Origin of the sequence: Nitrosomonas sp. ANs5 (genome assembly GCF_050584665.1) — a bacterium.
Taxonomy (GTDB): Bacteria; Pseudomonadota; Gammaproteobacteria; order Burkholderiales; family Nitrosomonadaceae; genus Nitrosomonas.
The window spans coordinates 1-22,824 of record NZ_JBEUDO010000048.1; the positions used below are offsets into that span (position 1 = coordinate 1).

Sequence of the window (22,824 nt, forward strand, 5' to 3'; positions counted from 1 at the left end):
AAGGTTAGATTATGAGAGCGAAGCGAGCCATAATCTAACCTTATTTGTTAGGAATCAATAGAATAGGGCCAGACTAATCAATAGGGTCGGACTAAATTGGTTTTTTAAAATTGCCAAGAGAGACTGTGATCTCTTTGGATAGATAGACGCCAAATCAACCAATCAATCACGCGCCTACCCCCGTTTTGTGATTCCCGGCCCGCTGCAACATGTGATCCAGCGGCAAACATCTTCTGCCGGAGGATGCCGCCAGCAGCGTTATAATGTTCTCCCTTCGTTGTTGAGGCCTGGAATTCCCGGTTGAGTCTATTTGGTGTGGCCAAGCTTCTGTTAGCAAAACGCTATGCTTTATCCTGTGAACTGAATGTGTTGCACGCGGCAGTCCGGTTCAACTGATTTCTGGGGTGGTTTGAAAACTGCGCATGCGGTTTTTTCAACGATGAATGCCGGGCTGCCAGTGCTGTGCAATTTTTATATCTATTATCGGAGCATATCAATGAGAAAAATGGTTTTATTATTAGCGGTTTCGGCATTGACAGGTTTGGTCGGCTGTTCCAAGACCGATACTTATACGCCTCCGGCAAGCGCCAGCGGGGAAGATATTTTCTATGCCAACTGCACCAAGTGCCACAAGCCCGAGGCCGGTGGTGTCATGGTATTGAGTGCCAGCGTGGCCAACAAGGAAGCGGTCATTGCCAAGGTGCAGAATGGCAGTCTGCGCATGACGGCTTTCCCGAATATTCAGGGTGAAGCAGCGGATCGCCTGGCCGATTTCGTGTTGGCCAACAGCCAAACCAAATAAGGGACGTGACCCGGTTCCCTGGGCAATAACCTGAATTTCTTACACCCTGCACATGCACAGGGTGGCTGGCGCCACCGAGTGTGTGCAGGGTGTATGCCATCTACCATGCTGCGCTTCGCGGCAATGACCCTTTGCAATTCTGCATGCCCGGGTGGTCGGGCTGGCTGGGAACGCTACAGTTGCTCGCTTTCCATGCGTTGCGGGATGCTCGTTTTCCAGTGCATTTTTTTCTGAATGACTTCGGCGAGCGCTTCGGCGTTGCTGGGTTCGCCGTGAATGATGAAAGTTTTTCTGGGTGGTTGTTTAAAGCCTTTTAGCCAATTGAGCAAATCCCGTTGATCGGCATGGGCGGAAAGCCCGCCTATGGTGTGGATGGAGGCGCGCACGGGAATTTCGTCACCAAAAATGCGAACTTTTTTGGTGCCGTCGACCAGCCTGCGCCCCAGTGTGCCAGCGGCCTGAAAGCCGGTAATCAGGATGCTGCATTCCGGCCGGGGCAAATTATATTTGAGGTGATATTTGATGCGCCCGGCATCGCACATGCCGCTGGCAGAGATGATGATCGCGCCATGCCGAGTATTGTTCAGTTTGATCGAGTCCTCGATTTCTTGCGCGAAGTGTACCCGCACATTCTTGTTGTCATGGCTAAACCAGTTCAGGGTTTCTACGGTTTCCTGGTCGAGCAGGTTGTGGTGCTTGAGGGTGATTTCAGTCGCGGCCAATGCCATGGGAGAATCCACATAGATATCCATGGGGCCCAGCTTCCCCTCGCGCTGAAGATCGGCGAGCAGAAACAGTAAATCCTGGGTCCGGCCGACGGTAAAGGCAGGCACGATGATGTTGCCACGCTTTTGTGACAGCGTTTCCTGAATGACGGTAACCAGTTCGTCGCGGGTGTCTTGTATGCTGCGGTGGAGGCGGTTGCCATAGGTGGATTCGAGCAGCAGATAGTCCGCTTCTTCTATGCGGGCAGGGTCGCGCACGATGGGATGGCCCGGTTGGCCGAGATCGCCGGTAAAGACCAGTTTCTTTTGCTGCCCGTCTGTCTTGATCCAAACTTCGATGATGGCTGATCCGAGAATATGGCCGGCGTCCTGGAAGCGGCAACGGAGCGAGGCATGTGGCGTGACGGTTTCGTCGTAATCAACACGGTGTATTTGCTTGAGAAACGCTTCGGCCTGGGCAACTGTGTAAAGTGGCGCGTTGTCATGATCGAGCTGGTGTTTCTTGCGTAGCATGGCCTTGTTGCGCCACTCGGCTTCTTTTTCCTGTATATAGGCGCTGTCTTTCAGCATTACGCTGAGCAGGTCGGCGGTCGCGTTGGTGGTGTAGACCCGGCCCCTGAAGCCGAGCACGCTCAGGCGCGGCAATAAGCCGGAATGATCGATATGGGCATGGGTTAACAATACGAAATCGATGGATTCCGGATCGAAGTTGATCGCCGTCCGGTTTTTATGGTCGGCACCGCGTCCGCCCTGAAACATCCCGCAATCGATCAGGAAACGTATCTGACCGGTTTCGATCAGATAGCAGGATCCGGTCACTTCACCCGCACCGCCTAGAAATGTTATTCGCATGATTGGTCGTTAGATGTGGTTGAGAATATGGAGTACGCCCTGTGCCATCAGATGCATTTCTTCCTCATTGATGACATAGGGTGGCATCAGGTAGACGGTGTTGCCGAGCGGGCGGATCAGCAGTTGCTGATCCAGCCCCATGTGCGCAAATTTCAGAGTAAAGCCCGGTGCCGGATCGCTGACTTCGAATGCCCAGATCATGCCGCAATTGCGGAAATTTTCAACTCTGGGGTGTGCTTGGACTGGCTGCAGGCATTGATTGAGATAGCTCGCTTTGTCACGGTTGCTGGTGATGACGTTGTCCTGTTCCAGGATTTCGAGCGTGGCGAGTGCCGCCCGGCAAGCCAGCGCATTGCCGGAATGGGAGTGCGAGTGGAGAAAGGCCCGGCTGGTCTGGTCGCTATAAAATGCCTGATAGATGTTATCGGTGGTCATGACCACCGAGAGCGGCAAGTAACCGCCGCTCAGGCCTTTTGAAAGGCACAGGAAGTCGGGGGAGATTTCCGCCTGTTCGCAGGCGAACAGCGTGCCTGTGCGGCCGAAACCGACCGCGATTTCATCCGCAATCAAATGAATTTGATAGGTGTCGCAAATTTCTCGTGCACGTTTGAGATAGATGGGGTGATACATCCCCATGCCGGCTGCTCCCTGAACGAGTGGTTCCAGAATCAGGGCAGCTGTATTGGTATGGTGTTGCGCAAGGTAGTTTTCCAATTCCGCTGCCGCTCTGAGTGCGCAGGCTTCGGGGGATTCGCCGTCCTGGGCAAAGCGCCAGTCAGGGGTAGGCATCGAAGGGGAAGGCCGCAACAACGGGGCGTAGGTTTGTTTGAAAAGCGCGACATCGGTCACCGACAGCGCGCCGAGTGTTTCTCCGTGATAGCCGTTCTGGAGATGGATAAAAACCGTTTTGGTGGGATAGCCACTTTGCTGCCAATAGTGGAAGCTCATTTTCAGGGCGATTTCGGTGGCCGAGGCGCCATCGCAGGCGTAGAAACAGTGGCCGAGATTCTCTGGCGCTATCTCACATAATTTTTCGGACAGCGTAAGCACGGGCTCATGGGTGACGCCTGCCAGCAGGACGTGCTCCAGTTTTCCAAGCTGATCAATCAGCGCGGCATTGATGCGCGGATTGCAATGACCGAATAGATTGACCCACCACGAGCTGATCGTATCAAGATAGCGTTTGCCATTTTCGTCGTATAGCCACACCCCTGTTCCTCTGGCGATGGAGAGCGGGGGGAATGTTTCATGGTGTTTCATTTGGGTGCAAGGGTGCCAAACCGCTTGATTGCTGTGTGCAGATAAATTTTTATTGTTCATTGACTTGAAATTCCTTATGCGAGCCACTATTATTAGCACTCGTTGGCGTTGAGTGCTAGCAAATGGCTTGAAAATTATAAACGCTGATAGTCACTATAACTCGCCGAGTCGAACTATCGGATTTTTTATCATTCTTGTTAACCAATTTTAGGAGAAAGAACTATGAATATTCGCCCCTTACATGACCGTGTAATTGTCAAGCGGTTAGAGGAGGAACGCAAGACTGCATCCGGTATCGTGATTCCCGATTCAGCTGCCGAGAAACCTGATCAAGGTGAAATCATTGCCGTAGGTAAGGGAAAAGTGGGTGATGATGGCAATGTCCGTGCATTGGAAGTTAAGGTTGGAGACAAAGTCTTGTTCGGAAAATATGCCGGTCAAGCCGTGAAAATCAAGGGCGAAGAATTATTGGTGATGCGCGAAGAAGACATCATGGGTGTGATCGAAGGCTAATCAATAGGCTAGTCGAATATTGCAAATAACCAACTGAAATTAGGAGAATAAATTATGGCAGCAAAAGAAGTGAAATTTGGTGATGTGGCGCGTCATGCCATGATCAATGGGGTCAATGTTCTGGCCGATGCAGTGAAAGTGACGCTGGGTCCTAAAGGGCGCAACGTGGTGCTGGAACGCGCCTATGGCGCACCGACAATTACCAAGGATGGTGTGTCAGTTGCCAAGGAAGTCGAGCTGAAGGACAAGTTCGAGAACATGGGCGCGCAAATGGTCAAGGAAGTCGCCAGCAAAACCTCTGATACCGCTGGTGATGGCACCACTACCGCAACCGTTCTGGCACAGTCTATCGTCAAAGAAGGGATGCGTTACGTTGCGGCCGGCATGAATCCGATGGATCTGAAGCGCGGCATTGATAAAGCAGTGATTGCAGCAGTGGAAGACCTGAGAAGACTTTCCAAGCCTTGTTCCACCAGCAAGGAAATTGCTCAGGTAGGCAGCATTTCTGCCAATTCAGATGCCGAGATCGGTGAAATCATCGCCAAAGCCATGGATAAAGTCGGCAAGGAAGGTGTGATCACGGTCGAAGACGGCTCGGGCCTGCAAAATGAGCTGGATGTGGTGGAAGGCATGCAGTTTGACCGGGGTTATCTCTCGCCCTATTTTGTCAGCAGCGCGGAAAAGCAAATTGCTGCGCTTGAAAGCCCATACATCCTGTTGCATGACAAGAAAATATCCAATATCCGTGATCTGCTGCCGATTCTGGAACAGGTGGCCAAGTCGGGCAAACCCCTGCTGATCATTGCCGAAGATGTGGATAGCGAAGCGCTGGCAACATTGGTGGTGAACAATATTCGTGGCATACTTAAAACTTGTGCAGTCAAGGCACCTGGTTTTGGTGACCGCCGCAAAGCCATGCTGGAAGACATCGCTATTTTGACCGGTGGTACAGTGATTGCTGAAGAAGTTGGCTTGTCTCTGGAAAAAGCGACACTTGACGATTTGGGTCAAGCAAAACGTATCGAGGTCGGCAAGGAGAACACGACCATCATTGATGGTGCAGGTGATACCCAAGCGATTGAGGGGCGTGTCGCTCAGATCCGCGCACTGATCGAGGATGCCACGAGCGATTATGATCGTGAGAAATTGCAAGAGCGTGTTGCTAAACTGGCTGGCGGGGTTGCGTTGATCAAAGTTGGCGCTGCAACCGAAGTGGAAATGAAGGAGAAGAAAGCACGTGTGGAAGACGCGTTGCATGCCACCCGTGCTGCAGTGGAAGAAGGGATCATCCCGGGCGGTGGTGTGGCATTGTTGCGCACAACCAAGGCTGTGAGCAGTGTCAAGGGCGATAACCATGATCAGGATGCTGGCATCAAAATTGTGCTGCGTGCCATGGAAGAACCGCTGCGCCAAATTGTGACCAATTGCGGTGACGAAGCTTCCGTGGTGGTCAACAAAGTCAAGGATGGCGAAGGTAACTTTGGTTACAATGCAGCCACCGGTGAATATGGTGATCTGGTAGCGATGGGCGTGCTGGATCCGACCAAGGTGACTCGCTCAGCATTGCAAAATGCCGCATCGGTTGCCGGGCTCATTCTGACGACCGACGCAATGGTTGCAGAACTGCCGAAAGAGGAATCGGCCGGTGCGGCTGGCATGGGTGGTATGGGCGGCATGGGCGGCATGGGCGGCATGGATATGTAATCAGCCCCGCTCCCAGGCTATTAGTAAAACCACAACCAACCGGCCTTTCTCGCTGGTTGGTTGTGGTTTTTTAATTTAATCTGCCGCACTAGGCTAAAAAATTGGATATTCTAAAAACTTATCAGGCTGGCCAGGATTTGCTTGAAGGCCGCGTCATTCTGGTTACCGGTGCTGGCCAAGGGATCGGGCGAACCGCGGCGATCACTTATGCCAACCATGGCGCTACAGTCATTTTGCATGGCCGCAGGGTCGAAAAGCTCGAGCGCGTTTATGATGAAATCGAGGCGCTGGGCAAGGCTTCCGCAATCATTCTGCCTTTCGATTTTGAAAAAGCGGCCGATGCGGATATTGCCGCGCTGGCCGAAGCGATTGCTTCCCAGATGGGCCGGCTGGACGGCATTTTGCACAACGCGGCCTGGACTTACGGCGCAATGCCGTTGGCGTATCACAAGCTTGAGCATTGGCAAACCATCATGCAGGTCAATTTGATGGTGCCTGCGGCGCTGACCCAGGCCTGCCTGCCGCTGCTCAAGGCTTCTCCCGACGCCAGTGTGATCATGACAGGCGATACGCATGGCCAGGCACCGGCTGCATACTGGGGTGCTTTTGCGGTGGCCAAATCGGGCATAGAAGTGCTGGTCAGAATTCAGTCCGAGGAATGGGAGATGTTCCCGAATCTGCGGATCAATGCATTGATACCGGGTGCTGTCAATACGCCGCAGCGCACCAAAACGCACCCAGGCAGCAATAATCGCGCACTCTGCCAGCCAGAAGATTTAATGCGGACTTATCTCTATTTGATAGGGCCTGACAGTCGTGGCTTGAGTGGCAAAACCTTGCTTTGTCAAGCATAAACCATGCATGGTGAGCAGGAAAGCTGCGGCCTCCAGAAGAAGAAGGTATAATCAATAACATAGGTTAGGAAGGAATATGATAGGCTGTCGGCCAAAATTCTGTGGATTGTTTTCACAGATGGATGGCAGCAGCTTAAGGTTTTAAGTCCTATGCCTTTCAGAGGATACACGCGAAAGTGGCGGAATTGGTAGACGCACCAGATTTAGGTTCTGGCGCCGATGAGGTGTGGGGGTTCGAGTCCCCCCTTTCGCACCAGAAAAATCCTGAAAAAATAGTCTTGCAGTCATCACGCTGCTTATCTTTTCATCACATATCAGTTTAGGAAGATTCGATGCAAACACAAGTGGAAACCTCCAATCCACTGGAACGCAGCCTTGAGTTCTCGATTGCCCGAGATAAAGTTCAGGCTGAAGTGGATGATCGTCTGAAGCGTCTTGCGCCCAAGGTCAGAGTTCAGGGCTTTCGCCCCGGAAAGGTTCCGTTGAAGATTGTCGCACAACAGCATGGCCTGCAAATTCACCAGGAAGTCCTGGGAGAAATGCTGCAAAAGGCGTTCAATGAAGCTGTCAAAAAAGAAGGTTTCCAGGTTGCTGGTACCCCAAATTTCGAAGCTAAGAATTTTGCAGAAAATGGCGCTGATTATGAATTCAGCGTGAACTTTGAAATTTATCCCGATTTTGAATTAGGCGACTTCAGCGCGATTACGGTCAATAAGCCTGTACTGCAGGTTGGTGAGGCAGAAGTGCAAAAAACGGTAGATCTTTTGCGCAAGCAACGGGCGCGCTTTGAAACAGTGGATCGTCCCGCGCAGCTGGGCGATCGTGTCAATATCGACTATCGTGGCCAGCTGGATGGCCAGGATTTTACCGGTGGTCAGGCCGATGACTATAGTGTGGTGCTCGGTGAAGGAAATCTCCTGCAGGATTTTGAGACAGCTGTCGTGGGTATGAGTACGGGGCAAGAAAAAACATTTGATATGACGTTTCCCGCGGATTATCCCGGCAAGGAAGTGGCTGGCAAGACCGTGTCTTTCACGGTCAAGCTTAACCGGGCCGATGCGCCTAAATTGCCCGATGTTGATAGCGAATTCGCCAAATTGCTTGGTGTCCCGGATGGGGACGTCACTAAAATGCAAGAAGAAATCAGGGCTAATTTGCAGCGAGAAGCGGGGCAGCGCGTCCATGCCAAAATCAAAGAGCAGATCATGCAGGCCTTGCTGGATATGATTTCGATTCAGGTGCCACAGGCACTGATTCAACAGGAAATTGACCGGTTGATAGAAGAAATGCGCGACGCTCAGGCAGCGCGGGGCCTGCGCAACAAAGAACTGGATATTCCGCGAGATGCCTTCCAGGAAAAAGCAGAACGGCGCGTCAAGCTTGGCCTGATCCTGGGCAAGCTGATTAGAACACATGGGTTGAGCGCCAAACCGGAGCAAGTCAGGCGCTTTGTCGAAGAATATGCGCAGAGTTATGAAAATCCGCAGGAAGTCGTTAAATGGCATTACGCCTCTCCCGATCGACTCCGGGATATCGAGCCCATTGTGCTGGAGGATAATGTCGTATCATGGATACTAGAGAGAGCCAGTATTGTTGATCAGAGTATTACTTTTGAAGAATTGATGGGGCATCCCTATGCAGCCAATGTTTGAACAGAAGGATAGTGCATTGAATCCGACAGGGTTGGGTTTGATTCCGATGGTGATCGAAACCAGCGGGAGAGGCGAGCGCGCCTACGATATTTATTCACGGCTGCTCAGAGAGCGGATCATTTTTTTGGTAGGCCCTGTTACGGAGGCGTCCGCCAATTTGATTATCGCCCAGCTTCTATTCCTGGAATCCGAGAATTCAGACAAGGATATCTATCTTTACATTAATTCTCCCGGGGGACTGGTTACAGCCGGTTTGGCTGTTTATGACACAATGCAGTTTATCAAACCGGATGTGAGCACGCTCTGTGTGGGCCAGGCAGCGAGCATGGGGGCATTGTTGTTGACCGCAGGGGCCAAGGATAAACGCTTTTGCCTGCCCAATTCGCGCGTTATGATTCATCAGCCGATGGGCGGATTCCAAGGGCAGGCATCGGATATCGAGATACACGCCAAGGAAATTTTGTATCTTAAGCACAGATTGAATGAAATCATGGCGCACCATACTGGTCAAACCATGAAAACGATAGAAAAAGATACCGATCGTGATAACTTCCTCAGTGCCGAGGCAGCAGTAAAATACGGTTTGGTGGATACAGTGCTAACCAGCAGGGATGAAAAGAAAAAATAATATTGGATCGCCCTGGCTGGAATTTTAAACGATTCATGTTCGTGCGATGATTGCGGGGTAGAGTGATGTCCGAAAAAACAAACGACGAAAAACTATTGTATTGTTCTTTTTGCGGAAAGAGTCAGCGAGAGGTCAGGAAGCTGATCGCAGGGCCCTCCGTATTCATATGCGATGAATGCATCGACCTTTGCAATGACATCATTCGCGAGGAAATGCAGGTGAGTGAAACAGCCAAGCTGTCCAAATCGAGTCTGCCGACCCCACGTGAAATATGCCAGACCTTGGATCAGTATGTCATCGGACAGGAATCGGCGAAGAAAACGCTTTCTGTCGCTGTCTATAACCATTACAAACGCCTGAGAAGTCTGTCCAAAACCAATGATAAGGATGAAGTTGAACTTGCCAAAAGCAATATCCTGCTGATCGGGCCGACGGGTTCCGGCAAGACCTTGCTGGCGCAAACGTTGGCAAGATTGCTCGATGTGCCGTTCGTGATCGCTGATGCGACCACCCTGACCGAGGCGGGTTATGTGGGTGAGGACGTCGAAAACATCATTCAGAAGCTGCTGCAGAAATGCAACCATGATGTCGAAAAGGCGCAGCGGGGTATCGTCTATATTGATGAAATCGATAAAATTTCCCGTAAATCGGACAACCCGTCCATTACTCGGGATGTATCCGGGGAAGGGGTGCAGCAGGCGCTGCTTAAATTGATCGAAGGGACGACCGCCCTGGTTCCGCCGCAAGGTGGCCGCAAGCATCCCAATCAGGAATTTATCCAGATCGATACCACCAATATTTTGTTTATTTGCGGCGGTGCGTTTGATGGTATAGACCGGATTATCCGGACCCGCTCTGAAAAAGGCGGCATAGGTTTTGGTGCGAGAGTCGTGAACCGGGATGACCACAAGGCACTGAACGCAATTCTTAAAGAGATTGAGCCGGAAGATCTGATCAGATATGGCCTGATCCCTGAATTTGTCGGCCGTTTGCCGGTGGTCGCAACCTTGAGCGAGCTGAACGAGGCGGCATTGATCCAGATTCTGGTCGAGCCCAAGAATGCGCTGGTCAAGCAGTACTGCAAATTATTCAACATGGAAGGTGGCGTTGAATTGGAATTCCGGGAACAGGCACTCACGGCCATCGCCAGGAAAGCGTTGGCGCGCAAAACCGGTGCGCGTGGACTGCGTTCCATTTTGGAAGAGACGTTGCTGGATATTATGTATGACCTGCCGTCGGTCGATAATGTATCTAAGGTTGTAATTGAAGCGGGTCCCAATAACGAGGATATTCAACCGATTTTAATTTATGCAGAAAAACCCAAGTTGGCGAGGAATTCGAAACAGGCATAAAGAGTCTGACCTGCCATACTCGAAATAACCCTTAGGAAGCTTGTTTTTTATCAAAGCAGCACCATAACTTGATTTATCTGCATTCCCTCAAGGGGTAAAACATGACATCAGACACCATCGACATTGAATCCAGTGAACTGGATTTGCCTTTGTTGCCGTTACGCGACGTAGTGGTTTTTCCACATATGGTGATCCCGCTGTTCGTCGGGCGGCCCAAATCCATCAAGGCGTTGGAAATTGCGACTGAAGCTGGCAAGAATATCTTGCTGGTCGCCCAGAAATCAGCCGCCAAAGATGATCCACTCCCCCAGGACTTATATAAAGTATGCTGTGTTTCAAGCATACTGCAGATGCTGAAATTACCGGATGGTACGGTAAAAGTTCTAGTGGAAGGGAATTATCGGGCAAAAATCGAGGCGCTCGACGATTCCGAAAATGCATTTTCGGGCAAGGCCGCTCGTATTTTGATTGATGAAGTCAATACGCCTGAAATAGAGGCATTGCGACGTGCCCTGCTTTCTCAGTTTGATCAGTATGTCAAATTGAACAAAAAAATTCCGTCTGAAATTCTTGCATCTTTAAGCGGCATCGATGAGGCAGGCCGCCTGGCGGATACCATTGCCGCCTATCTACCTTTGCGCTTGGAACAGAAACAGGAAATTCTGGAAATCTTCGATGTTCAGCAACGCCTGGAGCGACTGCTTGGTCTGCTCGAAGCCGAGCTAGACATTCTGCAGGTGGAAAAACGCATCCGTGGCAGAGTCAAGCGCCAGATGGAGAAAAGCCAGCGGGATTATTATCTGAACGAGCAGGTCAAGGCGATTCAGAAAGAATTGGGTGAAGGCGAAGAGGGCGCGGATCTCGAGGAAATCGAACGCAAAATCAGAGCAGCTTCTCTGCCGAAAGAGGCGCTTGCCAAAGCTGAATCCGAACTCAAGAAACTGCGTCTCATGTCTCCCATGTCGGCAGAAGCGACAGTCGTCAGGAATTATATCGATACCTTGGTGGGGTTACCGTGGAAGCAAAAGACCAAAATTTTTAAAGAACTGGAAACAGCCGAGACCACTCTGGACGAAGACCATTATGGATTGGAGAAGGTCAAAGAACGAATCGTTGAGTATCTGGCTGTACAGCAGCGAGTGGCTAAATCCAAGGCACCGATACTTTGCCTGGTTGGCCCGCCCGGCGTCGGTAAAACTTCACTGGGACGATCCATCGCGCGCGCGACCAATCGTAAATTTGTCCGTATGTCGCTGGGGGGCGTGCGGGATGAAGCCGAGATCCGCGGCCATCGCCGTACTTATATTGGTTCTATGCCCGGAAAGATCCTGCAAAGCATGACCAAAGTGGGTGTCAAGAATCCGTTGTTCTTGCTCGATGAAGTGGACAAAATGGGCATGGATTTTCGTGGCGACCCCTCATCGGCGCTGCTGGAAGTGCTTGATCCAGAGCAGAATAGCACCTTCGTTGATCACTATATCGAGGTCGAATACGATTTGTCTGACGTCATGTTCGTGGCGACAGCAAATACCCTGAATATTCCCCCAGCCTTGCTGGATCGGATGGAAGTCATCCGCCTGTCAGGGTATACCGAAGATGAAAAACTGAATATCGCGAAACGTTATTTGCTTCCCAAGCAAATGAAGAATCATGGCCTGAAGGACGATGAGTTGGCTGTTTCTGAATCGGCTTTGCGTGATATTGTCCGTTACTACACCCGGGAAGCTGGAGTACGATCGATGGAAAGGGAAGTCTCCAGGATCTGCCGCAAAGTGGTCAAAGCGTTATTGCTCAAGGGTAATAAGGGCAAGATCACGGCCAATTCCCGCAATCTCGACAAATATCTCGGTGTGCGGCGCTATGTCTATGGAATGGCCGAGGAGAAGAATCAGGTCGGGCAGGTAACTGGGCTTGCCTGGACAGAAGTCGGTGGCGAGTTACTGAGAATCGAAGCAGTGGTCTTGCCTGGCAAGGGAAAGACCATTACCACCGGGAAATTGGGCGAAGTCATGCAAGAGTCGATCCAGGCTGCACTATCTGTTGTACGCAGCCGTTCCGCAATTTTGGGGATTCACGACGATTTTTACCTGAAAAACGACATTCATATTCATTTGCCTGAGGGTGCTACACCCAAGGATGGGCCCAGTGCAGGCATTGGTATCTGCGTATCCATGGTGTCTGCATTGACGGGAATTCCGGTTCGGGCTGCAGTTGCCATGACCGGCGAAATCACCCTGAGAGGCGAGGTATTGCCTATCGGCGGGCTCAAGGAGAAACTGCTTGCCGCGCATCGTGGCGGGATTACCACCGTGCTCATTCCGGAGGAAAATGTTAAGGATTTGAGCGAGATTCCGGCTAATATAAAAAGCAGGCTGAATATCCAGCCAGTAAAGTGGATCGATCAGGTTCTGGAAGTTGCGCTTGAGTATAAGCCAGAAATGCTGCCATCGACGCTTTCCAGCCAACCGATTACATCGGTGTCCGAAAAGGGCTCGGCCGGCTCTACTGCAATCAAACACTGAAAACCGATACAAGCTTTACCGGGTCTGAAATCAGACCCGGTAAAGCGACCATGCAATCCTTCGCGCGTAGAATGATGCCAAGTGATCACTGGTTGAATTATGCGTGATCTATGCTGTGCCCCATCCCCTGTTTCTGGTTCATTGAAATTCTGTGCTTGCCCAGACTCATTGACGAGAGGCTGCGCGGGAGATTTGCAGGATAATTTCCGGTTGAACCGGATAGTAAATTTTCTTATCACTTGATAAAATCCCCGCTTCAGTTACTAAAGGGGATCTCTGGCGCAAGTTTCCAGGCGCTGGGAACAGTGCAGTCAAGCAAAGAAAATTGAATGCCTAGAGAAGCCTCAGAAAATAATTTCGTCTATACACTCCTTAGGAATATCAATGACCACCGATGATTTTCGTCCAGAAAAAAAAATAACCACATTCTATCCGCCACAACGTGTTCTGATGGGTCCAGGACCATCGGATACACATCCTCGTGTGCTAGCTGCTCTGGCTCGTCCTACGCTGGGTCATCTTGATCCGGTGTTCACGGATATGATGGAAGAATTGAAAGGATTGCTCAGATATGCGTTTCAGACGTCCAATGTATTGACTTTCCCCGTTTCCGGCCCGGGTTCTGTCGGTATGGAAATGTGCTTTGTCAATATGATCGTGCCGGGAGACAAAGTCATTGTATGCAGAAATGGTGTATTTGGCGGACGCATGATAGAAAATGTCGAGCGCTGTGGCGGTACTCCTGTGGTAGTGGAAGACAAATGGGGCGAACCGGTTGACCCGCAGAAGCTGGAAGATGCTTTGAAAAGCAATCCGGACACGAAGATCGTGGCATTTGTGCATGCTGAAACATCTACCGGCGTGCAGTCGGATGCAAAAACGCTGTGCGAGATTGCAAAAAAGTATGGTTGTCTGACGATTATGGATACCGTGACTTCTCTGGGCGGCACGCCGATCTATATGGATGCGTGGGGCGTTGATGCTATTTATTCCGGCAGCCAGAAATGTCTGTCTTGCCCGCCGGGATTATCACCGGTCAGTTTTTCCGAGCGTGTGGCCAATCTGGTCAAAGGCCGTACCGAGAAAGTGCACAGCTGGTTTATGGACATCAATCTGTTACTCGGCTATTGGGGGTCTTCCCGCACCTATCATCATACGGCACCGACCAATTCTTTATATGGCCTGCATGAATCGCTGGTCATGCTGTATGAGGAAGGACTTGAGCATTCCTGGGCGAGGCACCGCCGTAACCACGAAGCATTGAAGGCCGGTTTAAAAACGTTGGGCATTGAGTATGTCGTGGCCGAACCCTACCGTTTACCGCAATTGAATTCGGTCCATGTCCCTGCTGGTATCGATGAGAAAGAAGTGCGCCGTCGGTTGTTGGCAGATTACGATCTTGAGATTGGTGCCGGACTGGGAGATTTTGCAGGCAAGATCTGGCGCTTTGGTTTAATGGGTAATTCAAGCAGGATAGAGAAAGTGATTTTCTGCCTGGATGCACTGGAACATGTATTGGCAGACTTGGGTATGAAAGTAGAACGGGGAGCCGCTGCAACAGCTGCTCATCAGTATTACGCGGCAAATCCCATGTCGGCATAAACCCTCCGCTAATCAGCGCGGAATTTGACTGAAGCTCAGGAATTTTCCCACCCTGCCAGGGTGGGAAAATTCCTTTAACGCGCTTTAGGATCGTCATTTGTCCATTGAAAAACAGCTTTTCTGCTGACACGTGCTTGCACCGGATGGATATCAGCATCTGCTAGGAGGCTGTCCGAGAATAGCGATCGTAGCGAAGGCGAGGCTGGTTGAGCGGGATTTTTCGATCATTTGAGGCGAATAGTCGTTCTATTCAACGAAAAGGATCGGAAAATCCGGCCAATCAGGCTCGTCCGCAGTAGACCAGTCTATTCTCGGACAGCCTCCTAGCTGGCTGATTCCGGTAACCATCCCCTAAACCAGACGCGGGGAATTTTTGCAAGTGTTCCGGCCCTGTGAAAAAACCATTACTCGCCCTGGTCGCTTCAATATGCAGCGTCCCTGATCTATCCTGTCATTTGTTTTCCTTTTCTGCCCTCGTCGTGAATGGTTGGTTGAATGTGGTTTTTCTACAGGAGCTGATTATTTGATGGTAGAGCGTGGGCACTTATCGCATAGAATGCAGCAATGGGGTCCTTGTATCGCCGATATAGGGCTGCCATGATGGCCATTCAACACGCTGTTAGACATGGGTTCCTCTATTGGCTGCTATGCTTTATCGCCGACCTATTGTGCTGCCCGCCCAATTGGTGACAATGCGAGGGTGTGAATTGCGGGCATTTTTAAAAGTGCTGAACGGGATGGCAATGCCTTGCAATGACATTATCATGCGGTAAGGCTGTGTTTTATGAGGCGCTTTGGAGAGCGTACACAACAGCCTGTCCAATCAAGGAATCCGGGTTAAAATCGATCCATCATTTTTGTACGCCATGTCTGTCCAACTGATCCTAGCGCCGTTTCTCGCCTTCATCGTTGCATATTTTCTGATCCTGTGGCAGGTCAATAGCCCCACGGCTCCGAAAGTGCTCGATTATCCCAATCCGCGCTCATTGCATAGTACGCCCATTCCCCGCACCGGAGGGGTGGGCATCATCGTCGGCATACTGGCAGCGTGGTTATCGCTGGCAACAGCCATTCCATTGGCGTTATGGGCGAGCATTGGCCTGCTGGCAATCATTTCTTTCATCGATGATGTGAAAACACTGCCCGTTTTACAGCGTTTACTGGTGCATGCATCGGTTGCCATGGCATTTGCCATATGGCAGATTTATCCCTCTTATGGCGGGGCGCTGACATTCGTCGTGGGATTGGTCATACTTTGGGTGACCAATCTGTATAATTTCATGGATGGATCAGATGGACTTGCCGGCGGCATGGCATTGATCGGCTTTGGCTGTTATGGTTTGAGTGCCTGGTTAATGGGCAATGATCTATTGGCCGCGATAAATTTTTGTGTTATGGCAGCTGCCGCTGCTTTTTTATTGTTCAATTTTTATCCGGCCCGAATTTTTATGGGCGATGTGGGATCGATCCCGCTGGGGTTTCTGGCCGCCGTGCTGGGCATCTGGGGCTGGATGCAGGCAGTATGGACCCTGTGGTTTCCATTATTGGTGTTTTCACCATTTATTGCCGATGCCACAGTGACCCTGGCCAAACGAGCATGGCGGGGTGAACGGATCTGGCAGGCGCATCGTGCACATTACTATCAACGTTTGGTGCAAAGCGGTTTCGGACATCGCAAAACAGCCTTGCTTGGTTATGCAGTGATGCTGATTGCAAGTGGGAGTGCTGTATGGTCAATCCGGCAAGATGCGGCAACCCAACTATGGTTGGTGGGTATATGGATAGGTATTTATTTCATTACGATGGTGATTTTTGACTATTTTCAACGCAATCGTTCCGGTAATGAGCAGAATAATTGCAATTAAACCCCGCGTTCGCTCATTCATTGCATTCGCGCATGATTTTCTGGCGGTGGTCATTGCCTGGTGGCTGGCCTACCTGTTTCGTTTCAATTTTGAGATTCCCGGCGAGTATCAGCAATCATTCAAGCATATTCTCTTGTGGGTCGTGCCTTTGCAAGCCGGCATATTTTATTCGTTCGGTCTTTATCGTGGATTATGGCGTTACGCCAGCTTGCCCGATTTGAAGCAGATTTTCCTGACAGTGGCACTGGGTGCGATTACCGTGCCGTTTGTCTTGTACATGCTGCAATTGCCTGTACTGGTTCCGCGCGCGGCGCTGTTTCTTGCGCCCCTGCTATTGATGTTGATTATGGGGGGGAGCCGCATTGTCTATCGATCTTGGAAAGAGCAGCGTTTGTACAGCCTGGACGATGCAAAACGCCAGCCGGTGATTGTATTGGGCTCGGGCAGCACTGCGGTCAGTCTTGTCAAGGAACTGGAACGCAGCCGCGATTGGCATGTGGCCGGCTTGCTGACCGACAATCCCAATAAATTGGGAACGCATCTGCATGGTGTAAGAGTGCTGGGAATGATTGACGATCTGGTCGAATGGGTCGAGAAATTGAGTGTCGGTCATGTCATCATCGCCATGCCTTCAGCGCCTCAGGCTTTACGTCGCCATGCGCTGGAGATCTGTGCCCGAATCGGGATCAAGCCCATGACTGTACCTTCTTATGTTGATTTGGTGAGCGGCAGGATGACTGTATCGCAAATACGCAACGTTGAACTGGATGATTTGCTGGGCCGTGCCCCGGTTGTGCTGGATATGGAAGGCCTGCATGAATTATTGAGCGGAAAAGTCATTTTGGTTACCGGTGCGGGTGGATCGATTGGCTCGGAGTTGTGCCGGCAAATCTTGTCGTTTAATCCCAAACTGCTGGTAATGCTGGAACTGAACGAATATGCGCTGTATACCATTGCAGAAGAGTGTCACGCCAGCTTCCCTGAGATTCCCGCGGCATTTCTGATCGGTGACGTCAAGGACAGCGCCAGACTGGATCAAATATTCGATCAATATCGGCCTGTTGCCGTTTTTCATGCTGCAGCCTACAAGCATGTGCCATTGATGGAGCATGCCAATAGCTGGCAGGCGCTGAAAAACAATGTTCTGGGTACCTATTATCTGGCGCAGACTGCCATCAAATATGGCATCGAGAAGTTTGTGTTGATTTCCACTGACAAGGCGGTGAATCCTACCAATATCATGGGGGCGAGCAAACGGCTGGCTGAAATGGTATGCCAAGCGTTCCAGCAGTCGGTTGAAAATGACTGTCAACAGGTGGCTGCTACGCCTCGTACCGATTTTGTCATCGTACGTTTTGGGAATGTCCTGGGAAGTACCGGTAGCGTCATTCCCAAATTCAGAGAGCAAATCGCGCGCGGAGGGCCCATTACCGTTACCCATCCGGCTATCAGTCGTTACTTTATGTCACTCCAGGAAGCTGCACAATTGGTTCTGCAGGCAGGTGCCATGCATCGCACGACAACTGGTGGAGAGATTTTCATCATGGATATGGGCGACCCGGTCAAAATTGTTGATCTGGCAAAAGATATGATTCGGCTGTCCGGTTTGAACGAGAGCGATATTGAAATCATTTTTACCGGCCTGCGTCCGGGAGAGAAATTACATGAAGAACTGGCAGGTGATAATGAAAGTACATTGCCGACGCCGCATGAGAAACTGCGCATTACGCATTCTTGCCCGCCAGACGGACAGTGGATGTGCAGCCTGCTGGAGTGGTTCTCTGTCCAGCAGGCGTTAAGTGACGATGCTGTTAAAATGACTTTGACCACTTGGGTGCCGGAATACCTTGCTCAACCATCGCACCATCAACCGGTGGTGGAAAAAGATACTGGCTAAAATTGACTCTGCCCTGCGCACATGATGGCCATGGGGTCGCTGCAAGCCAGTTGGTTCTGCTTTATATACGTAGCACTTGTTCTCTTTCTTATTCCTCGGTTGGCCAGGATGGCTGTGCTTGCGGTTTTGTGGGAGTCGCGCAGCCGCGTGGCTGATGCCATTCCAGGAGGCCATAGCGCCCCCATGTGACTTGAACACTGCGCATTTCAGCCTATCCAACCGAGATTCCGGGGTTTAACCGGAACTTTTCTCAATCTTGATAATTTAAAAATGCCAATAACCAGATTGGAACCTTGTGCGCTGAGTCTGGCCATCGAACCCGATGCGCTGGATTTTCAGGACACTGCTGCTTTAACGGATCAATCGCTTTCCTGGATCGGACAGGAACGCGCTCAGCAGGCTGCCTTTTTTGGACTCGAAATGAGACAGCCAGACTATAACCTGTTTGTACTGGGCGAGACCGGTAGTGGCAGGTCTTCCTTGTTGCGTCAGGCGATGGCCCATGTTGCAGCAAGCAGGCCGGTACCGCCCGATATGTGTTATGTGCATAACTTCGATCTGCCGGAGCGGCCATTGGCGCTGCGTTTGCCGGCGGGACAGGGTAGTTGGTTACGGCAGCAGTTAGCGCTGTTTGCAAAAAACTTACAACAGGAAGTACCCAAACGCTTGAATGAAGAGGATTTCAAGGCGGAGGTCGAACGCATCGAAAAGCGTTTCAGAGTGGAAGAAACCAGGGCATACGCCGAACTCAATGCGCTTGCCGAGACGCTGCATTTCGCTATTCAGCGCGAGGCGGGACGCCTTATTTTTACACTTCTGGACGAGAGCGGTAATGTATTGACGGAAAATGAAGTTTTAGCCTTGCCAAAGGCGCGCCGGGCGGCAATCGACCAGGCTGAGCAGACCTTGCGCAGCGCAATCACCAGTTATCTCGAGAAAATTCGCCCACTGGAACGTCAGCGGGATGAAGCGCTGTCAGCTTTGCACCGGGAGTGGATTCAGCCTTTGCTGGCACGAGTCCTGAATGCCATTCTTGATGGGCTGACGCAGCCTTTTGCCGATCGTGACAAGCTTGGGCACTATTTGGACCAGATCCAGCAGGATGTGCTAGAAAATCTGGATGTTTTCTGGGTATCGGGGGTGGATGAGGACAAATACCAGACACGAATGAACAGCTTGCTGGGACGTTACCAGATCAACCTGGTGGTGGATAATCGGGAGTTGTCTGGAGCGCCTGTCGTCGTGGAGGATAACCCCTCATTCAAATCATTGATAGGCAGCATCGAGTATCAGTCAGTCGAAGGCGCGCTGATGACTGATTACACCCGCATTCGCGCCGGTGGCCTGCTGCGGGCACATGGTGGATTCCTGATGCTGCATTTGGATGATTTGCTGGCCGACGGGCTGGTCTGGGAAAAGATATGTCGCCTGCTACGCAGTCATATGTTGCAGATCGAAGAACCGTGGGCGGCCTCGGCAGCTACGCCGGTTGTCTCAATCGAGCCGGAGGCTGTCGCGTTGCAGGTGAAGATCGTGCTGATCGGTTCACGTGAGCAATATTATGCGATCCAGGAGAGCAATCCTGAACTGGCGCGCCGTTTCCGGGTAAAAGTCGATTTTGCCGCTTCCTTTCTGGCCAGCACGCAAGCCTATCATGCACTCTCGATTTTTATTGCGCATGTTTGCCAGCAGGCCTGTTTGCCGCATTTTTCCAAGGGGGCAGTCGCTGCGGTGCTGGGGGCTTGCCATAGAGTGGCGGAGGATCAAACACGTCTGAGTGCAAATTTTAGCCATACCGAGACACTGGTCGTGGAAAGTGCCATGCAGTGCAAAGCCCGAAATGGGCAGATAGTTGAAGCGGAGGATGTCATTTCAGCCCAGCAAGCCAGCATTTTGCGGCATAACTATCCGGATCAATGCGCGCAGGAGGCCATTGCCGACGGTGATGTGGTGATTGCCGTGCACGGGCAAAGAACCGGCCAAATCAATGGCTTGAGTTTGATCGATATGGGCGACCAAAGCTTCGGGATGCCGGTGCGCGTGACAGCCCATACCTTCGCCGGCGAGGATGGTCTGCTGAATATCGAGCGCGAAGTCGGGCTATCCGGCCCCATTCACGATAAGGGCGTTTTCATTCTGCAGCATTTGTTGCCTGCCTTGTTTTCGCACAATGCGCCGCTGGCTCTCAATGCTTCTATCGTTTTTGAACAGGAATACTATGGCATTGAGGGAGACTCCGCTTCTTGTGCCGAGCTATACGTGCTGCTCTCGGCCTTGGCCGGATTGCCGCTCAAGCAAGGTATCGCGGTCACTGGCGCCATCAACCAGTATGGAGAAATTTTGCCGGTAGGGGGCATTAATGAAAAAATTGAGGGATTTTTCAAGGTTTGCAGAACAGCAGGACTGGATGGGACCCAGGGCGTGCTGATTCCTGGTCGAAACCGCCGCCATCTCATGCTGGATAGCGCGGTGATCGAAGCAGTGGCCAGAGGAGAATTCCATATTTACACTGCCGAGCATATGTGCGACGGCATTGAATTGCTGTCTGATTTTCCTTGCGGGATCTCAGCAGATTCCGAATTGAACGACATGGTCAATTATCCTCCAGATACTGTTCTGGGCCGTGCACAACGGACTTTGCGCGCTTACCGTGCGGCCTGTCAGCAGCTGCCGCAGCAGCCAAAGCCTGGACACAAGCGAGCCGTGGCGCGTGCGGAGAAATGAGATGTTTTGGCTACTTGGGGTGCCGTCTATTTTTACTTGCATCCGGATTTGCCGGACGGTCTGGAAGCCGTGCAGTTTTGATTATTGTATGGCAATCAGTGTCATGAGAATAGCGATTACTGGTCCATGATTGATGCTATGACGTTATAACGTGCAGCATATACGATATTTGGAGAATGCTATGAGCGAGATATCCAAACGTTCTACGGTTTATTCCGACCCTCAATTGCATGCTGCGCTTCGGCTGGAGGCCACCCATACGCACCGTTCGATGAGCGGGTTTCTGAACCGGCGATGAGCAGCTTGTCGAGACGGTTGTGAAAATTGGTCACCGAAAAAGAATCAACCAAGTCCGGCCCTTATGAATTGCACCCAAAGACGATAGGGGTTATTGTTCGAAACAGCAAGGATGTTTGATTCTGAGGCAGATCCCGGTTTGCAGTATCCGATTGTTATTCGTGTTTCGCGACCTGACCCCCATTATATTCTCCTTTCAAGAGGCAAAAACCATCTCTGTGTTGTCCAAAAATTGGGTAACAAAGATTGGGAGCAGATTAGAAAAATCTATGGACGGTGGATCCCTTCATCAAACTGATTGTCAAAGTCCCGTAATGGGACTAACATCCACTCATGAGAGTAATTGCTCTGTCAACCTTGAAGGCGTTCTGGGAAAATGATTCATCTTATGCTGATGCAATTCAGCCAACTCTTGCATGGTACAGACATACACTGAAGGCCGGCTGGTCATCTCCTTCAGAAGTCAAGGCAAACTTCAAGAACGCCAGTATCCTCAAAGATGGCAGAGTAGTATTCAACATTGCCGGAAATAAATATCGGTTGGTGGTATGGATTAACTATGCTTACAAAATTGTTTATATCCGCTTCATAGGCACCCATGCCCAATATGACCGGATCGATGCTCAAATTATCTAGTTCAAAAAGACCATGGATATAAAACCAATCAGAACAGATGCTGACTACCGTGCAGCACTAAAAGAAATTGACACGCTGATGGCCGCAGAACCCAATACGCTAGAAGGTGACAAACTGGATATTCTGGTAACACTGATCGAAGCTTACGAACGGGAATACTTCCCGCTCGATCTACCGGACCCCGTTGAAGCCATTAAATTTGAAATGGAACAGAAAGGCTTAACAGTCAAAGACCTGGAACCTATGATTGGAAAAAGCAACCGCGTATACGAAGTTCTAAACCGCAAACGCTCCCTGACGCTCAAAATGATCCAGAAGCTGCACCAGGAACTGGGTATTCCCGCTGAATCTTTGATAAAACAGCCTTCTAGGCCACTAGCTTAATAAAGAGAATAAATCGAAGGGGTCAGATAAAATTGATTTTTTACCCTATAAACGGATTCATACATCTTTGCAAGAAAGCAGTGAAAATAGTAAACGAAAACAGGACGAAAGCCAGCGGACCCGCTATGCAGCGGGATGTTCAGGTCGCGAAACAAGAAAAATAAGAGCGACGATCGGGACTATTCCACACAAGAATAAGAACTCATAACCCTAAGCCTTGTTTTTCTTGATTCACGACCTGACCCCTATGTGTGCAGATGGTTCCTCGCTGTCAGGAGCTACATCACGTTTTATTTGGCAGCAGTGGTAAAGAATATTTTTGTTGTTATTTTAGGAGTCAAAAATGAGATTATTGATTGCAGCCTTGGCGCTGATGCTGCTTCCCGCGTTTGGATTTTCCCAGGATAACGGATCAGTCGACGAGCTTATCGCAAATCGCTATTTTATTACTTTCAAATCTTCCACCGGTTTGATTGATCCACCCGATCCTTCCAATAAAGTGCCAATGGGGCAGCATTCTTCCGGGCAAAGCAAGGAAGAACTCACACAAATACT

General features: G+C 50.7%; 17 protein-coding genes and 1 tRNA gene. 16 read left to right on the forward strand and 2 right to left on the reverse strand.

The window, feature by feature from the left end:
• Window positions 1–496 precede the first annotated feature (496 nt).
• Entirely contained in the window at window positions 497–802 is a 306-nt protein-coding gene (locus ABTW62_RS10965) for a c-type cytochrome (RefSeq protein WP_430904622.1), read from the forward strand.
• Between the two features lie 173 nt (window positions 803–975).
• Here the strand turns inward: ABTW62_RS10965 and ABTW62_RS10970 are convergent, their stop codons facing one another.
• The gene (locus ABTW62_RS10970; protein ID WP_430904623.1) at window positions 976–2,379 is read right to left on the reverse strand and encodes an MBL fold metallo-hydrolase RNA specificity domain-containing protein; all 1,404 of its coding nucleotides are present in this window, start codon (window positions 2,377–2,379) and stop codon (window positions 976–978) included.
• 9 nt (window positions 2,380–2,388) lie between these two features.
• Window positions 2,389–3,699 carry an adenosylmethionine--8-amino-7-oxononanoate transaminase gene (gene bioA, locus ABTW62_RS10975; RefSeq protein ID WP_430904624.1) on the reverse strand — a complete coding sequence of 437 codons (1,311 nt, stop codon included), beginning with the start codon at window positions 3,697–3,699 and terminating at the stop codon, window positions 2,389–2,391.
• A gap of 162 nt (window positions 3,700–3,861) precedes the next feature.
• Between bioA and groES the strand changes: the two genes are divergently transcribed.
• From groES to ABTW62_RS11050, 15 genes are all read left to right on the forward strand, one after another.
• Entirely contained in the window at window positions 3,862–4,152 is a 291-nt protein-coding gene (groES, locus tag ABTW62_RS10980) for a co-chaperone GroES (RefSeq protein ID WP_430904625.1), read from the forward strand.
• Window positions 4,153–4,206: 54 nt separating this feature from the next.
• A complete protein-coding gene (gene groL / locus ABTW62_RS10985; protein ID WP_430904626.1) occupies window positions 4,207–5,856 on the forward strand; it encodes a chaperonin GroEL in 1,650 nt (549 codons plus the stop codon).
• Window positions 5,857–5,957: 101 nt separating this feature from the next.
• On the forward strand, window positions 5,958–6,710 hold the full coding sequence (locus ABTW62_RS10990; RefSeq protein ID WP_430904627.1) for an SDR family NAD(P)-dependent oxidoreductase: 753 nt from the start codon (window positions 5,958–5,960) through the stop codon (window positions 6,708–6,710).
• Window positions 6,711–6,880: 170 nt separating this feature from the next.
• Window positions 6,881–6,966: transfer RNA gene (locus ABTW62_RS10995), tRNA-Leu, on the forward strand.
• Between the two features lie 76 nt (window positions 6,967–7,042).
• Entirely contained in the window at window positions 7,043–8,362 is a 1,320-nt protein-coding gene (gene tig / locus ABTW62_RS11000; RefSeq protein ID WP_430904628.1) for a trigger factor, read from the forward strand.
• Window positions 8,346–8,990 (forward strand): ATP-dependent Clp endopeptidase proteolytic subunit ClpP, encoded by a 645-nt coding sequence (gene clpP, locus ABTW62_RS11005; protein WP_430904629.1) that lies wholly within the window; start codon window positions 8,346–8,348, stop codon window positions 8,988–8,990. Before tig ends, clpP begins: the two co-directional genes overlap by 17 nt.
• Window positions 8,991–9,055: 65 nt before the next feature.
• A complete protein-coding gene (gene clpX / locus ABTW62_RS11010) occupies window positions 9,056–10,342 on the forward strand; it encodes an ATP-dependent Clp protease ATP-binding subunit ClpX (protein WP_430904630.1) in 1,287 nt (428 codons plus the stop codon).
• Between the two features lie 101 nt (window positions 10,343–10,443).
• Complete coding sequence (gene lon / locus ABTW62_RS11015) at window positions 10,444–12,864, forward strand: endopeptidase La (protein ID WP_430904631.1); 2,421 nt, start codon at window positions 10,444–10,446, stop codon at window positions 12,862–12,864.
• Window positions 12,865–13,248: 384 nt separating this feature from the next.
• The gene (locus ABTW62_RS11020) at window positions 13,249–14,466 is read left to right on the forward strand and encodes a pyridoxal-phosphate-dependent aminotransferase family protein (protein WP_430904632.1); all 1,218 of its coding nucleotides are present in this window, start codon (window positions 13,249–13,251) and stop codon (window positions 14,464–14,466) included.
• An 866-nt stretch (window positions 14,467–15,332) separates the two neighbouring features.
• Complete coding sequence (locus ABTW62_RS11025) at window positions 15,333–16,331, forward strand: MraY family glycosyltransferase (protein ID WP_430904633.1); 999 nt, start codon at window positions 15,333–15,335, stop codon at window positions 16,329–16,331.
• Window positions 16,309–18,228 (forward strand): polysaccharide biosynthesis protein, encoded by a 1,920-nt coding sequence (locus ABTW62_RS11030; RefSeq protein ID WP_430904634.1) that lies wholly within the window; start codon window positions 16,309–16,311, stop codon window positions 18,226–18,228. Before ABTW62_RS11025 ends, ABTW62_RS11030 begins: the two co-directional genes overlap by 23 nt.
• A 270-nt stretch (window positions 18,229–18,498) precedes the next feature.
• Window positions 18,499–20,952 carry a Lon protease family protein gene (locus tag ABTW62_RS11035; RefSeq protein ID WP_430904635.1) on the forward strand — a complete coding sequence of 818 codons (2,454 nt, stop codon included), beginning with the start codon at window positions 18,499–18,501 and terminating at the stop codon, window positions 20,950–20,952.
• A gap of 630 nt (window positions 20,953–21,582) precedes the next feature.
• Window positions 21,583–21,885 carry a type II toxin-antitoxin system HigB family toxin gene (locus tag ABTW62_RS11040; protein ID WP_430904636.1) on the forward strand — a complete coding sequence of 101 codons (303 nt, stop codon included), beginning with the start codon at window positions 21,583–21,585 and terminating at the stop codon, window positions 21,883–21,885.
• 12 nt (window positions 21,886–21,897) lie between these two features.
• A complete protein-coding gene (locus ABTW62_RS11045) occupies window positions 21,898–22,269 on the forward strand; it encodes a helix-turn-helix domain-containing protein (protein WP_430904637.1) in 372 nt (123 codons plus the stop codon).
• A gap of 343 nt (window positions 22,270–22,612) precedes the next feature.
• Window positions 22,613–22,824: hypothetical protein (locus ABTW62_RS11050; RefSeq protein WP_430904638.1), on the forward strand; the 212-nt coding region annotated here is incomplete at its 3' end.

Coding starts and splice junctions, on each gene's coding strand:
- groES (WP_430904625.1), top strand. CDS start 3,862: ATGAATATTCGCCCCTTACATGACCGTGTAATTGTCAAGCGGTTAGAG.
- ABTW62_RS11030 (WP_430904634.1), top strand. CDS start 16,309: ATGAGCAGAATAATTGCAATTAAACCCCGCGTTCGCTCATTCATTGCA.
- lon (WP_430904631.1), top strand. CDS start 10,444: ATGACATCAGACACCATCGACATTGAATCCAGTGAACTGGATTTGCCT.
- clpP (WP_430904629.1), top strand. CDS start 8,346: ATGCAGCCAATGTTTGAACAGAAGGATAGTGCATTGAATCCGACAGGG.
- ABTW62_RS11035 (WP_430904635.1), top strand. CDS start 18,499: ATGCCAATAACCAGATTGGAACCTTGTGCGCTGAGTCTGGCCATCGAA.
- ABTW62_RS10965 (WP_430904622.1), top strand. CDS start 497: ATGAGAAAAATGGTTTTATTATTAGCGGTTTCGGCATTGACAGGTTTG.
- ABTW62_RS11040 (WP_430904636.1), top strand. CDS start 21,583: ATGAGAGTAATTGCTCTGTCAACCTTGAAGGCGTTCTGGGAAAATGAT.
- ABTW62_RS10970 (WP_430904623.1), bottom strand. CDS start 2,379: ATGCGAATAACATTTCTAGGCGGTGCGGGTGAAGTGACCGGATCCTGC.
- tig (WP_430904628.1), top strand. CDS start 7,043: ATGCAAACACAAGTGGAAACCTCCAATCCACTGGAACGCAGCCTTGAG.
- groL (WP_430904626.1), top strand. CDS start 4,207: ATGGCAGCAAAAGAAGTGAAATTTGGTGATGTGGCGCGTCATGCCATG.
- ABTW62_RS11045 (WP_430904637.1), top strand. CDS start 21,898: ATGGATATAAAACCAATCAGAACAGATGCTGACTACCGTGCAGCACTA.
- ABTW62_RS11025 (WP_430904633.1), top strand. CDS start 15,333: ATGTCTGTCCAACTGATCCTAGCGCCGTTTCTCGCCTTCATCGTTGCA.
- clpX (WP_430904630.1), top strand. CDS start 9,056: ATGTCCGAAAAAACAAACGACGAAAAACTATTGTATTGTTCTTTTTGC.
- ABTW62_RS11020 (WP_430904632.1), top strand. CDS start 13,249: ATGACCACCGATGATTTTCGTCCAGAAAAAAAAATAACCACATTCTAT.
- bioA (WP_430904624.1), bottom strand. CDS start 3,699: ATGAACAATAAAAATTTATCTGCACACAGCAATCAAGCGGTTTGGCAC.